The sequence below is a fragment of the Gemmatimonadota bacterium genome (genome assembly GCA_040388625.1).
GTDB lineage: Bacteria > Gemmatimonadota > Gemmatimonadetes > Gemmatimonadales > Gemmatimonadaceae > Fen-1247.
In genome coordinates, this window is the sequence record JAZKBK010000004.1 from 664,186 (window position 1) to 678,270 (window position 14,085).

The 14,085-nt window shown below is 62.1% G+C and carries 9 protein-coding genes; 2 read left to right on the forward strand and 7 right to left on the reverse strand.

Annotated features, from left to right (window positions below; genetic code table 11):
• Window positions 1-41 precede the first annotated feature (41 nt).
• On the forward strand, window positions 42-494 hold the full coding sequence (locus tag V4529_11605) for a TonB-dependent receptor plug domain-containing protein (protein ID MES2358966.1): 453 nt from the start codon (window positions 42-44) through the stop codon (window positions 492-494).
• 77 nt (window positions 495-571) lie between these two features.
• Here the strand turns inward: V4529_11605 and V4529_11610 are convergent, their stop codons facing one another.
• Window positions 572-1,990, reverse strand: coding sequence for a RagB/SusD family nutrient uptake outer membrane protein (locus V4529_11610; protein ID MES2358967.1), 1,419 nt, complete (start codon window positions 1,988-1,990; stop codon window positions 572-574).
• A 28-nt stretch (window positions 1,991-2,018) separates the two neighbouring features.
• The gene (locus V4529_11615) at window positions 2,019-4,997 is read right to left on the reverse strand and encodes a SusC/RagA family TonB-linked outer membrane protein (protein ID MES2358968.1); all 2,979 of its coding nucleotides are present in this window, start codon (window positions 4,995-4,997) and stop codon (window positions 2,019-2,021) included.
• 341 nt (window positions 4,998-5,338) lie between these two features.
• Here V4529_11615 and V4529_11620 point away from each other — a divergent pair, with 341 nt between their 5' ends.
• Window positions 5,339-7,888 (forward strand): zinc-dependent metalloprotease, encoded by a 2,550-nt coding sequence (locus V4529_11620; GenBank protein MES2358969.1) that lies wholly within the window; start codon window positions 5,339-5,341, stop codon window positions 7,886-7,888.
• A gap of 83 nt (window positions 7,889-7,971) precedes the next feature.
• Here V4529_11620 and V4529_11625 read toward each other — a convergent pair whose 3' ends face one another.
• The 5 genes from V4529_11625 to V4529_11645 are packed head-to-tail and all read right to left on the reverse strand — an operon-like array spanning window position 7,972 to window position 14,076.
• A complete protein-coding gene (locus V4529_11625) occupies window positions 7,972-8,580 on the reverse strand; it encodes a ferric reductase-like transmembrane domain-containing protein (GenBank protein ID MES2358970.1) in 609 nt (202 codons plus the stop codon).
• 40 nt (window positions 8,581-8,620) lie between these two features.
• A complete protein-coding gene (gene hutI, locus V4529_11630; GenBank protein ID MES2358971.1) occupies window positions 8,621-9,916 on the reverse strand; it encodes an imidazolonepropionase in 1,296 nt (431 codons plus the stop codon).
• Between the two features lie 4 nt (window positions 9,917-9,920).
• Window positions 9,921-11,579, reverse strand: coding sequence for a urocanate hydratase (gene hutU / locus V4529_11635; protein MES2358972.1), 1,659 nt, complete (start codon window positions 11,577-11,579; stop codon window positions 9,921-9,923).
• Window positions 11,576-13,120, reverse strand: a complete 1,545-nt coding sequence (gene hutH, locus V4529_11640; protein MES2358973.1) for a histidine ammonia-lyase — start codon at window positions 13,118-13,120, stop codon at window positions 11,576-11,578. The genes hutU and hutH overlap by 4 nt, the downstream gene beginning before the upstream one ends.
• Window positions 13,117-14,076 (reverse strand): agmatinase family protein, encoded by a 960-nt coding sequence (locus tag V4529_11645; protein ID MES2358974.1) that lies wholly within the window; start codon window positions 14,074-14,076, stop codon window positions 13,117-13,119. Before V4529_11645 ends, hutH begins: the two co-directional genes overlap by 4 nt.
• Window positions 14,077-14,085: the final 9 nt, after the last annotated feature.

Sequence of the window (14,085 nt, forward strand, 5' to 3'; positions counted from 1 at the left end):
GCACTTGCTGGTGTGTCAGTCCTTCACGTATGGGAGGTATGATGCGCACTCACCGCTCGAACGCGTGGTTCGGTGTCGCGGCAGTTGCTTCACTGCTGGGATGTGCCACCGCGGGCGTACAGAAAGGCGACAGAACGTCCGATGGTACAGTCACCATCACACAGGAACAGATCGCACGCACGTCGGCGACGTCCGCGTGGGAAGTGCTGAAGAACGAAGTGCGCCGATACACATACAAGGAGGATCGGTCGGGCAGACCCCTGCGAATCGTAGCCCAGCGCGGAGTCAGCTCGATAATACTGTCCGACTCCGACGCACCGATGGTGATCATCGACGGCGCGCGCCTGACCGACATTGCCGCACTCGCGCAGCTTCCGGCGACCGCCATTGCCAGCATCGAGATTCTGAGTGGAATTCGCGGCAGCGGCTCGCAGGGCACGAACGCGTCGGCCGGCGTGATCTACATCCATACACGCGAGGCCTCGTCGCCGTAGCGGCGTTCATGGCAGAACGAAGGGGGCAGGCTACGATGTGTTGTAGCCTGCCCCCTTTCACTTACAACCCCAAGGTTCTACGCTTGATTCTGCTTGCACGACCCCGCGACGTAACTCGGGTTGTTCTGCTCGGCCTGCGGTACCGGCGTGTTGACGTCAGTGCCGTAATTGCCGCCGTTGTGAACGTAGATACCGGTCGGGAAGACCTGTTCCGCACCGAGACCGTACTGGCGGATCAAGCGACGCATGTCGCCGAGGCGATGCGAGGTGAGATAGAGCCAGTATGCGCGCTCCTTGAAGAGCTGATCTCTCTGCGCGGCAGCTGTCGTTTGAAGCGTTAGCGGCGGCAGAGAATTGGGTGGATACCCACGGAGCGAAAGCAACGCAGCGTTACTGCGAAGCGCGTTGAGGATCGTGAGCGCGTTGGTCGGGCTTCCGGCCTGAAGTGCCGCTTCCGCCTCGATCAGACGTGCTTCCACACCGTCGGCGATCACGGTCGATGACGTGCGCGACGGATACTTGGTCTGCACCAACTGCCTGGTGAAGCCGTCGAAGCCGAGGCCCGTACCTGCGCGGACACTGTCAGCGACGCGTGGATCCGCGGCAGCGCCCTTTACCTTGATATCGCCATCACTGGCGTACGGGAGACCATTGGTTCCCTTTCGGTCTGCCTCACCGAAGCGGGCAACGTTGGCCGTCAATGCCCACGTACCGTTGTTCTGCCCAGCGCTGGTCTGGGAATGCGTATAGATGTACTGGAACGTCGTTGGAACGCCCGCGACAGCAGCTGCGGCGCCAGCGAAGTCGCCCTTATCCAGTAGCGCGCGGCCCAATCCCACCGCCGCGAGCGACTTGATGCTCGCGGTGAGCGACGATCCACCGCCGGCAGTCGCCTGATTGAACTTCGATATCGCACTGTCTGACAGCTGATCAGTCGTCAGCCCGACGCCGAAGGTAAACGAGCCGTCGGAATTCTGAACGCTGGTTGGAACGGAACCGCAATAGTTTTCCGCGAACAACACGTAAACCATGCCGTTAAGTGCCAGTGATTCCGCGTAGCCGGTGCTATCGGCCTTGGTTTTCGCCAGCGCCTTGAAGGCGCTGACCGCACGTTCCGCAGCGGCGCGCGCCTGGTTGAGTGTCAGGAACAACGGTCCCAGACTCGTGTTGGTGATCGTTTGCGCCCGCTGATCTGTCTCTATACGCGTAGGAAATGTTTCGGTATTGATGAATTCGTCCGACAGCGTGGCGGACATTTGAACCTGCTGCCAGTCTCCGGTTGGCCCGTCGAACGCGCCCCCGAAGGAGCCGACGGCACCAGCGTACAGTGCCGGCAGCGCCGACGCGCTCGTGAACGCATCCGGTCGTGCCACGTCCGGATCTGTTACCTGCAGGATCTTCTGCGTATCGCAAGCGGAGAGCGTGATCACAGCGGCTAGAGCCGCGAGTCGGGCCGGCCGACCCGTGATTCCACGCAAGACTGTTCCGATCTTCATGTGTTGTCTCGGTGAGAGGGTCGTTTGATCAGTAGTTGACATTGATGCGTGCGGTCCAGGTGCGCGACGGTGGAAGTGTCAGGAAGTCCGAAGTCGAGAAATTCGCGTTGGCAGTCGAGTTGACTTCTGGATCGAAGCCCTTGTAGTTCGTCCATGTGTGCAGATTCCGTCCCGCGATGGTCAGATCCAGACCGCGTGCATGGAATGCACGGGCCACGCGTGGTGATGCGATGAACGTGACCGACAATTCCCGGAGCTTCGTGAAGGTTGCGTCTTCCACGTAGCCTGCGTCGGTTCCCAGCGAAGTTGCGGCGATCGATGCAGCCTGGTCCGCAAGTGGCGCCGACTTGTCGTACGCTGCCTGACAGTTGCCGAACGCGCAACGGAAGCGCGCTGTGTTGTTGAACAGCTTGAACCCGCCCTTGTGATCGATCAGCGCGGAGAACCTCATCCAGTTGAACAATGTCAGGTTCGGCGTGACTGAATAGTTCCTGGTCGGGAAGATGTTGCCGAGGTACACGGCCGTATCACCGACAGTGATTTCGGAGCGCGCGATTATGCCGTCACCGTTCGCGTCCTTGAATGACATCGGCTTGAGCCAGTACGATCCCAGCGCATATCCGACGCGATGCTGCTGATCGCTGTTGACCACGATCGGTGGTACGGGTTTCCCTGTCGGCAGCAGACCAAGAGTGAGCAACTTGTTGTTGTTCGTCGACGCATTTACGGAGAAGTCGAACTGGACCTTCCGGGCATCGAGCACCTTCACGTTCGCCACGTATTCCCATCCGGTGTTGAGCACGGCGCCAAGATTCTGGAACTGAGTCGCCGTCAGACCGAGCGATGGAGCGAGGGGAACCGCGACCAGCAGGTCATCCGTTCGCTTGTGATAATGCGTAACCTCGAGACCGATATGCTGAGCGAGGAATCCAGCATCGAAACCGAACTCGAACTCGGACGAGCGCTCGGGCCGCAGATTCGGGTTGCCAGTTCCGCCGACAATGATTCCGGGAACGTCTGCGCCGCTAACCGTGACCGTTTGCTCGTTGAAGAACGTGATCGCGTCGCGGAAGTTTGGCTGCCTTCCCGACCGGCCGCTCGCCGCGCGCAGGCGCAGTGAATTGAACAGGTTGGTTTTCGGGAACCACGACTGCTCATCGACGACCCAGGAACCACTGATCGATGGGTAGGTAATGTGGCCGAAGTTCTGACCGAACGCGCTGTTCTGGTCGGTTCTTACCGATCCGGTAATGAACAGCCGGTCCGCATATGCGAGCTCCTCGCTCGCGAGGCCACCGATCGTTTTGTTGTCGGTATTCGTCGAGCTGACCGCAAAGCGCGCGCTGGTACCGCTGAGCGAGCCAGTCCCGCCAAGCAGACCTGCGCCGAACGCCTGCGTCCCCTGGATCAACTCCTTGGCGAACGCAAATCCAGCGCTCGTTGTCGTCTTGAGCTGGCCAAACGGACTCCAGTGCGCGGATAACGTCCCGTTCGCCGTGTAGTCGTATAGCGAGGTCGGATTCGATGTCACCTGGCCTTGCGGCAACGAACCGAACGTAACGACGTTCGGCGGAATCACCTCGTGATCCCAGCGATTGGTGTAATCAAGCCCGAAGACACCCGTCGCCGTCAGCCATGACAGCGGTGTGTACGTCGAGTTGATAGTGCTGCCGTAACGCTGTATGTCCTGCCTGGTATTGATCGCATACAGCACCTGCGGCAGCTGGCCGTTGAGATAGCCATCCGCGGCATTCGGAAATGCGGAGCCGAGCAGCGCAGCGCTCACAACGCCGAGCGTGTTGTTGTCGTTCTGGGGCAGTCGCAGGTGATCCGTCAGATAGCTCGAGCCTACCTGCACATTGAGCTGCGGGCTCAGTACGGCGTTTACATTTGCGCGGCCGCTTGCTTTCTGATCCTGGTCAACGGCGAACACACCCTGCTGTCTGTCGAAGCTGCCGGAAACGTAGTAGTTGACAGCGTCGGTGCCACCGTTCACGCTCAGGCCATACCCGCCGTGATGCCCGTGAATGAGGGCGCCGGATGCCGCCAGCGGATTGTAGAACACGAGCGAATCCGGGTTTGGAGTGCAATTGCCCAGAGTCTGGCTGTCGAGTGTGCACGTCGTGGTGCGCTTGCCAGCCGTTGTCACACCCACCTGGTGATAGTTCGACGGATACGTCGCCACATCCTGGATCGTGCCGCCCTCGGCGTACGCATTCCAGCGCGGCTTGGTGTTGGCGCCGTGCTTCGTCGTGATCTGGAGCACGCCGTTGGCCGCAGCCGTGCCATACTGCGCCGCGGCTGCCGGACCCTTCAGCACCTGGATGTCGGCAATGTCTTCGGGATTGATGTTGTTGAAGGATGACGGAGCCTGCCCGCCGACGCCTATGCCCGAGAACTGGTTGTTGTAACGCACCCCGTCGACGATCAGCAACGGCTCGTTGCTGAGCGAGAGCGAGTTGGCGCCGCGAATGCGGATCCGCGAGCCGGAGCCAACCGTGCCGCCAGTCGTGGCGACGTCAACACCCGCGACCTTTCCCGTCAGTAGCTGGCTCGCCGACTGCGCCGTGGCCAGCTCCACGGGTTTCGGCTGCACAATGGCAACGGCGGTACCCTGCTCCTTCTTGCGCTTCGTCTCGCCGGTCGCCGTCGTTACGACTTCTTCGAGGCTGATCGCCACAGGCGAAAGTGTGAACACGATATTCGCCGAGCTGCCTTCCGCCACTGTCGCGGTCTGCGTCGATGCCGCAAATCCGATTCGCATCGCGCGCACCTGATACTGGCCTGCCGCGGGCACGGTGATCCTGAACTTGCCTTCAGCGTCGCCGAGCGTCGCGCGTTGCGAGCCGACAATCTGGATCCGCACCGACGGGATCGGTGCGTGCGACGATGCGTCCACCACACTCCCGGTGATCGTACCGCCAGTCTGTTGGGCTACAAGTATTGCGGGCGCGACGAGCGTCCCGGCAATAAAGAGTAGCACTCGGTTGAGATAACGAATCGTCATAGCGTCGTGCGAGCTCCTAGCTGAGGTGAGTTGCTAGGCGGGCTCCGGCCTTATGTAAACGCCGGGCGCGTCCGGGTGAGCAGACGAAGCGCTCACCTGGCGTTGCGGCTGGTCCCAACGCAGTGCCGCGCCTGCGCGCAGCGTGCGTCGGTAGCAGACCCGCTCAAGGGTGAGGCTAACCTACGCGTCAGTGTTCGCGGCGAACCACGGTTATCGGCGAACGGTGGATCGGATAAGGCCAAAGGTTTCCGGGCGCCGGTAAAAGTCGCTGCGAACGAACGCACCGAAGAGAGCGTATGTTTTCGGGCGATTCCCGCAATCAACATCTCACACCGACTGGAATGACCAACAGGCTGATCATCACTCTGGGTACTGCAGTGCTCACAGTTGGATGCGCGCACAACGCGACGCCGCCAGCTCCGACGCCATCACCGGTGAGAGCTGGCGCAGCCGCCAGCACGAACGCGGAGGTCGCAGGCGCACCCCGCGATTCCACACCACGAATCACACCGGGTGTCGCCCCGAGACCACGCCCGTACAACCGGGTTATCACATCCGAGGCGAAGACACGACGCGGGCTCTTCATAGTGCATCGCGTGGGCGACAAGCTTTACTTCGAAATACCGCGCAACGAGCTCGGCAAGGACATGCTGCTCGTGGGCCGGTACGCACGCGCCGCGGCCGAGAATCCGAATGCGCCGGGAGGCGGCTTCGGCGACTACGGCGGCGATGAATTCGGCGAGCGTACACTTAGGTGGGATCGCGATGGCGATCGCATAATACTCCGCTCGCCATCTTTCGCCATTACCGCGGACTCGTCGCTGGCGGTCTATCGCGCGGTTCAGAATTCCAACTACTCACCGATCGTCGCGGTCTTCAATGTCGAGGCATATGGCCGCGACAGCGCGGCGGTGATCGATGTAACTCGTCTCTACACAACGGCAGTACCTGAGTTCGCCGCCATACGTGGAACCATCGACGAGCGCCGTTCATTTGTCGAGAGCGCCATCGCATTCCCCGATAACGTCGAGGTCGAAGCAACCGAGACCGGCGTACCCGCACCAGCGCCGGCGCGACCGGGAACACCACCCGCGCCCGCGACGCCACGGGAGCTGCAGACCGCGCAGAGCGTCCTCGCACACTGGAGTCTGGTGCGCCTGCCGGAGATTCCGATGATGCCGCGCAGATTCGACGAGCGCGTCGGGTTCTTCTCAGTTCGGAACGTGAACTTCGGCGTCGAGCAGCGCGCGGCACAGCGCCAGTTCATAACACGCTATCGCCTCGTCAAGAAGGATCCGAGTGCGGCACTGTCGGAGCCGGTCAAGCCTATCATCTATTACGTGGATCCCGCCACGCCGGATCGGTGGAAGCCATGGATCCGCAAGGCGATCACCGATTGGCAGCCCGCATTCGAAGCCGCCGGTTTCAAGAACGCGATCATAGCAATGGACCCGCCGGCCAATGACCCCGACTGGTCACCCGACGACATACGTCACACAATGATCCGCTGGCTGCCGTCCACGGTCGAAAATGCCGTCGGCCCGCACGTCAGCGATCCGCGTACGGGTGAGATATTGAATGGCTCCGTGCGCATCTTCCAGAACGTGCTCAACCTTCAGCGCGACTGGTACTTCACGCAGGCCGCGCAGGTGGATCCACGCGCGCGCAGCTTCCCGATGCCGGATTCGCTGATGGGCAGATTGCTGGAGTTCGTCGTCGCACACGAGATCGGTCACACGATCGGCTTGCGGCACGACCAGCTCGGAAGCTCGACGTATCCCGCGGACAGCGTCCGAAGTGCGACGTGGGTGCACAAGATGGGACACTCGCCGTCGATCATGGACTACTCGCGCTTCAACTACGTGGCGCAGCCGGAAGACCACATTCCGCTGGAAGACATCATCCCACGCATCGGTCCATACGACAAGTACGCGATCATGTGGGGCTACAAGCCGATTCCGGCCGCGATGACCACTGACGCCGAGCGTCCGATGCTGGATCAGTGGGCGCGCATGCAGGACAGCATCCCGTGGTATCGCTTTTCCGAGAACAACGAAGCGGGCGGCTTCGGCACTCTTACAGAAGCCGTAGGTGACGCGGATCCGGTCAAGTCCACAGGCTACGGCTTCAAGAACCTGGAACGCGTCGTCGGCTACATAAACGGAGCAGCGACCGAGCAAGGCGAGGATAACAGCGACCTGCGCGAGATATACGACCGCACTGTCAACCAGTGGACAACGGAAGCAAATCACGTAACGACCGTCGTTGGCGGCGCGGAAGTGCAGTACAAGTCCGGAAGTCAGCCAGGTGCCGTCTACACTCCACTGTCACGCGCTCGGCAGGCCGACGCGATTCGCTTTCTCAACGACAACGTGTTCAAAACGCCGACCTTCCTGATCCGGCCGGACATCGCGCGCAGAATCGAAGCCGATGGCATGATCAGACGCATCGACAACGCGCAGGGACGGATTCTCAGCAGCCTCCTGGACGATCAGCGAATGAACCGCCTGCTCGGCGACGAGGCACTCGCCACGAACAAGCGCGATACGTACACGCTCGTGAACATGCTGGACGACATGCGCCACGGAATCTGGAGCGAGCTGGCATCGTCGCACGTCGCAATCGATCCGTACCGGCGTGCGTTGCAGGATACCTATCTCACACAGATCGATCGCAAGCTGAACGCACCGGCAACTACCGCGGCGCGCGCAGGCTTCGGTCCACCGCAGCCACCGCTATCGGACGATGCAAAGTCCGCGCTTCGCGGCGAGCTCGTCTCACTTACCGCCGACATCAAGCGTGCGAGTGGGAATGCGACGGACAGGGAGACACAGCTTCACCTCGCCGACGCGGAGCATCGCATCGGGGAGATCCTGAACCCCAAGAAGTAGGATGTAGATAGGGATTTCTAGCGGCCCGTCATTCCCGCGAAAGCGGGAATGACGAGTCGGGAAGCTTTTGCGGCGAACGAGGACTATGCCAACACTCTGCGCCGCGCTGGGCGGGGTTGCTTCGGCCTGTGGACACGCGGCGCCGGCTGCCTTAATGCGAAGCGCGCGCGCAATACCGTGGCGATCACGACCACGAGAATACACAGCTCCACATACACCTTTTCCGCATCCAGCGGATCGAGCGGCGCGTCCTTCAACGTGGGATCGGTCAGGATTGCGTGAAATGCGTACAGTACGAACAGCGCGTACGTCACGTAATGCATACGCTTCCACCAGAACCGGCCAATGTCGAACCGGAAGTACGATGTGATCACGACGAACGCCAGCAGATAAAGAGCCCCCGCGCCGAGCGTGTTGATCCACGGTTGCTTCGGGGCATTTATCGGATAGACGATGTCGATCAGATGAAACTTCGCCGTCGATGACAACAGAATTATGAGTGGATGAATTGCGCTCGCCGCCAGCGCGAGGTATCCGGTCCAGTTGTGCAGCTTGAGCGTATTGACGCGCCGGTGTGGCCAGCTGCGCACTGGATTGTACTTGATCGACATCAACATCCCGAGCAGAATGTTGACCGTCAGAAGCGTTATCGCCACAATCGCGACATCGCCCGAAATGTCTATCGCATCCACCGACTGTCTCCGTCTTGATTCAAAGGTCCGTGGCGCCAGGTCACGCCGTGTGCACCGGTTCTCCGCGACACCAGGTCGCAACACAGCGAGCATCGCCGTACCAGTACGGAATCTCGCGCGCGTCCTCACAATCCCAGAGGGCGATGTCGGCGCTGAAGCCCGATGCGATCTGCCCCGTCGAACCGGCGAGCCCAAGCGCTGCCGCACCATTCACAGTCGTAGCGAGCAAAACCTCCGCAACGCTCATGTGAAGCTGACTCACGCCGATGGTCATAATGAGTGGCAGGTTCGGTGTCGGCGATGTGCCGGGGTTGAAGTCGGTCGCCAGCGCCACGACGGCACCGGATTCGATCAGAGCACGCGCGGGCGCCTGCCTGGTACGCCCGAGGAAGAACATGGTTCCAGGAAGAAGCGTCGCGACCGTATTGGAACTCGCCAGTGCCGCGATCCCCGCCTCGGATATCGCAGCCAGATGGTCAGCAGACGTTGCACCCAGCTCCGCTGCGAGCTCCGCGCCGCCCGACGGCTCCAGCTCGTCGGCGTGCAGCTTCAATTGCAATCCGCGAGCGCGCGCCGCTTCCAGGATCGCCCGGGTCTCGTCAAGAGTGAACACTCCGGGCTCGCAGAACACATCCGCGAATGTCGCCAGTTTCTCCCGCGCAACGGTCGGCAGTTGTTCCGAGACCAATTGCTCGATGTATCGACGCCGTCCGTCCGGACCGCTGCGATAATCCTGCGGGATTTCGTGTGCGCCAAGCCACGTCGGCACGAGCCGAAGGTTTGTCTCGCTCTGCACACTTGCAATGACACGCAGCGACTTGAGCTCGTCTTCGCTTGAAAGCCCGTAACCCGACTTGATCTCGACGGTGGTTGTACCGTACCGGGCGAGACGCTGCAGCCTCGCCCTCGTCAACGCGAGCAGATCGTCCTCGCTACGCAAACGCAGGTCACGTACGGACGAGTGAATCCCGCCTCCCTTCTGCGCGATCTCCATGTAGCCAGCGCCCGCCGCGCGCAACTCCTGCTCGTCATACCTCGGCCGACCGAACACAGCATGCGTGTGCGAATCCACCAATCCGGGCGTCACGACCCGCCCCGCACAGTCTATGTACTCACACTGCGCGTGATACTCGGACTCGCCAGAGCGCTCGAGGCCGGCAAGCCCGCGCTCGACGTCGGTCATCGTTCCGACCGCGACTATGAGGCCGTCATCGATCCCGACCGCGACCTCCGTTCGTATCCCCGCGTCGGCCATCTCGGCACCGCGCCTGCCGCGCGCGGGTCCGGCGCAAGTGACGACCTGCGATGCGTTGTGAAAGATGATTCTCCGCGTCACACTATCAGCGCGGAACGGGGATCGTCAGCCCGTGACGCACGGCGGCGTCGCGAGCACTATCGTAGCCCGCATCGGCGTGCCGCAGAATTCCAGTGGCGGGATCGTTCGTCAACACGCGCTCGATACGCTCGCGCATCTCCGGCGTTCCGTCGGCGACGACCACCTGGCCCGCATGCAGCGAGTTACCGATCCCGACGCCGCCACCGTGGTGGAACGACACCCAGCTCGCCCCACTCGCCGTGTTCACGAGCGCGTTCAATATCGGCCAGTCGGCAATCGCGTCGCTGCCATCCAGCATCGCTTCGGTTTCGCGGAACGGAGATGCAACGCTCCCCGTATCGAGATGATCGCGCCCGATCGCGATCGGCGCGCTTATCTCACCCGAAGCAACGAGATCGTTGAGTGCGACGCCAAATCGTGCTCGATCACCCTGACCCAGCCAGCATATCCGCGCCGGCAGTCCCTGGAAGTGAATCCGCTCGCTCGCGAGCTTGATCCATCGCGCGAGATGCTCATCCTCCGGAAATAGATCGAGCACGAGACGATCGGTACGCGCTATATCCGCTGGATCGCCGGATAGTGCGGCCCACCGGAATGGTCCTTTCCCCTCGCAGAACAGTGGCCGTATGTATGCAGGCACGAATCCGGGAAAGTCGAACGCATGTTCGAGTCCCGCGTCGAACGCCACGGTGCGGATGTTATTGCCGTAATCGAAGGTCACCGCGCCCATCTTCTGCAGCGCGAGCATCGCTTCGACGTGCCGGACCGCGCTCGCCGTCGAACGGTGCACGTATTCCTCCGGATCGTTGCGCCGAAGTTCATCGGCCTCCCATATGGACATGCCCGCTGGCACGTAGCCGTTCAACATGTCGTGCGCGCTCGTCTGATCCGTCAGCACGTCGGGCACCACACCACGCCGGGCAAGCTCAGGCATCACATCTGCCGCGTTTCCAACCAGCCCAACGGATAGCGGCGTCCTGTTTCGCTGCGCCTCACCGAGCCACGCCAACGCCTGGTCGAGACTGCTCGTCTTGCGATCGCAATACCCTGTCTCGATCCGCTTGTCGATGCGCGACTCCGCGACTTCGACGCCTAGAAACACAGCGCCGAGCATCGTTGCGGCGAGTGGTTGCGCGCCGCCCATTCCGCCAAGTCCGGCAGTAACGACGAGTCGTCCCGCGAGCGAGCCGTCGAAGTGCTTGCGTGCCACCGCGCCCAGCGTTTCGTAGGTTCCCTGCACGATGCCCTGCGATCCGATGTAGATCCACGAGCCGGCTGTCATCTGCCCGTACATGATCAGTCCCGCACGCTCGAGCTCGCGAAACTTGTCCCACGTTGCCCAGCGGCCCACGAGATTGCTGTTCGCAATGAGCACTCGTGGTGCGCTGCGGTGAGTGCGCAGCACACCCACTGGCTTGCCGCTCTGCACCAGCAGTGTTTCGTCATCGCCCAGGTCGCGGAGCTCGCGCACTATCGCGTCGAACGCCTCCCAGTTGCGCGCGGCCTTTCCCGTTCCGCCGTACACGACGAGATCGTCCGGACGTTCGGCGACGTCCGGATCGAGGTTGTTCATCAGCATTCGCATCGCCGCTTCCTGCTGCCACCCCTTGCAGGTGATCTCCGTTCCGTGCGGTGCGCGCACTACTCTGGCGCCATGCGTCATTGAACTTGCTCCTCCACGTCCCATACTATGCACTCATCGAAGCGTCCGTTGGCAATCTCGGTCGCGATCACTCCGATGTCTCCGCTCATCACTCTGTCTCGATCGAGGTGCGGGACTACCTGGCGGACGATGCCATGCGCTCGGGCCACGGCACAGGATGGCTTGAGCGGCGCGCGGAAATCGATCCCCTGCGCACCGCACATCATCTCGATCGCAAGCACGTTTCGCACGTTTGCAATGATGCGACGCGCCTTCCACGCTGCGCCCATCGCCATCGGCACCACGTCTTCCTTGCTCCCGTCGGTCGGGATCGAATCCACGCTGGAGGGATGCGCCAGCACTTTGCACTCGCTCGTGATCGACGCGGCGGTGACCTGCGCCATCATGAATCCCGAATTCGTGCCGGCATCCGGTGACAGAAATGCAGGCAACCCTTCGTTCAGGTCCGGATGAACCAGCCGATCGGTGCGACGCTCGCTGATAACTGCGAGATTGGTTGTCGCAATTGCGAGAAAGTCGAGCGCCATCGCAACTGCCTGTCCGTGAAAGTTTCCACCGCTCAACATCTCGCCGTCCTCGAACACCAGCGGATTGTCGGTCGCGGCGTTCAGCTCGCGCGACACCATCCCTTCGATCCATCGAAGCGCATCGAGCACGGGCCCGTGAACCTGCGGAACGCACCGCAATCCATACGCGTCCTGCACCCTGCGATCGTTCGACCTGTGCGACTCTCGAATCTCGCTGTTGTCGAGGAGCAGCCGCATCACGCGCGCAGATTCCACCTGTCCGATCTGACCGCGCGCTTCCTGGATACGGGCGTCGAACGCCACCGGCGTACCCTTGAGCGCTTCGAGCGACATCGCCGCAGCAACGTGCGCGGCGCGCCAGATTCGCTCTGCGTCGTGCACGAGCAACGCCGCGATGGCCGTGTGTGCCTGCGTCCCATTGATGAGGGTGATCCCTTCCTTGGGACCGAGCGTGATCGGTTCGAGTCCGCTCGCACGCAACATGTCGGCTGCGGGGCCGGACTGATCGCCCTTGAACAATAATCCTTCACCGATCATCGACAGCGCGAGATGCGCGAGCGGCGCGAGATCGCCGCTGGCGCCGACACTCCCCTGCTCGGGTACAGGCGGATACAATCCGGCGTTCAGCATGCCGGCGAGCAGATCCACAAGTGCAGCGCGCGCCCCCGAATATCCCTTCGATATCACGTTCGCGCGCAGCAGCATCATCGCGCGCACCTCGGCTTCGCTCAACAGCGGTCCGACTCCCACCGCGTGCGATCTGATCAGATTCACCTGCAGCTCGGCGAGCCTGTTCGGCGGTATCGCGATGTCCGACAACTTTCCGAACCCGGTCGTAACACCGTACACGACGTCATTGCGCTCCACGATGCTGGTGACGGTCGCATTCGATGCCGCCATCCGCGTCCGCGCGGCATCGGTCATCTCCACGCGCGCGAGTCCACGCGCTACGGCAATCACGTCGGCAATCCTGAGCGATCGCCCATCGATCCGTACCGTATCCGTGACGGTCATGCCTTGCCTCGGCACAGCGCCATGCCGGTGAGAAATGTCAGCATCGCGTGCACTGCGACGCGCACGGTCGCACGTCGCGGATCCTGCGACGGATCGACCTCGACTATGTCGATCGCGCGCACTTTCGGATGACCGCCGAGTACGAGCAACATCTCGAACAGCTGCCACGACGTCATTCCACCCGGCACGAGCGCTGGGACGCCGGGTGCGAAGGCCTGGTCCAGCACGTCCATGTCGAGCGTCACGTACAGCGCATCCGCTCGCTCGTCCAGCAGGGACAGGGCCATGCGCGCGATGTCTCCTGGAGGCGTGTGTGCGACCTCGCGTGCGGAGATCTGCGTGATGCCCGCGTCGCGCGCAACGTCGCGGTATGCGCGCGCATTCGCGAACGCGTGAAGACCAATCTGTACAATGTTGCGGCCTTCCAGCGTTCCCGATTCCAGCAATTGTCTGATCGGAGTTCCGTTACTCGGCCCACCATCGTCGAGATTGCGGAGATCCATGTGCGCGTCGAGCTGCACCAGTCCTGCAGTACCGCGCACGTGCGCGCGGAACGCCTCGATCGACGGCGCGGAGATCGAGTGGTCACCGCCCATGACGACGGTGAGCGCACCCGAGGATTGCGCCAGCACCGCGGCAACGGCTTCGCCGATCCCCGCGCGCGATCGCGCGAGATCGGTCACGTGTACCCTGGCATCGCCCGCGTCCCGGATGCTCAGCGCGGATGCGAGATCGACGTCGTGATCGAAGTTGTACGTCGATACCGCGCCGAACATCTCGCGCATTGCCTGCGGCGTTCCTGACGCACCGGAATGCGAGATGGACGTCTTGGACAGCGGTGCGCCGAGCAGGACGACGTCGACGGATTCCGTTCCATCCCACGGCCGGATCCACGAGGCGACCTTCGTTTCCAGATGGTCCCGGAAGAGCGGTGAGCCCGGCGGATTCAGAGGCATGTTTGATTG

Bases quoted from the DNA above. Each gene is read 5' to 3' on its own strand.
- V4529_11605 (MES2358966.1), top strand. From the start codon at position 42: ATGCGCACTCACCGCTCGAACGCGTGGTTCGGTGTCGCGGCAGTTGCT.
- V4529_11610 (MES2358967.1), bottom strand. From the start codon at position 1,990: ATGAAGATCGGAACAGTCTTGCGTGGAATCACGGGTCGGCCGGCCCGA.
- V4529_11615 (MES2358968.1), bottom strand. From the start codon at position 4,997: ATGACGATTCGTTATCTCAACCGAGTGCTACTCTTTATTGCCGGGACG.
- V4529_11620 (MES2358969.1), top strand. From the start codon at position 5,339: ATGACCAACAGGCTGATCATCACTCTGGGTACTGCAGTGCTCACAGTT.
- hutU (MES2358972.1), bottom strand. From the start codon at position 11,579: ATGACGCATGGCGCCAGAGTAGTGCGCGCACCGCACGGAACGGAGATC.
- hutH (MES2358973.1), bottom strand. From the start codon at position 13,120: ATGACCGTCACGGATACGGTACGGATCGATGGGCGATCGCTCAGGATT.
- V4529_11645 (MES2358974.1), bottom strand. From the start codon at position 14,076: ATGCCTCTGAATCCGCCGGGCTCACCGCTCTTCCGGGACCATCTGGAA.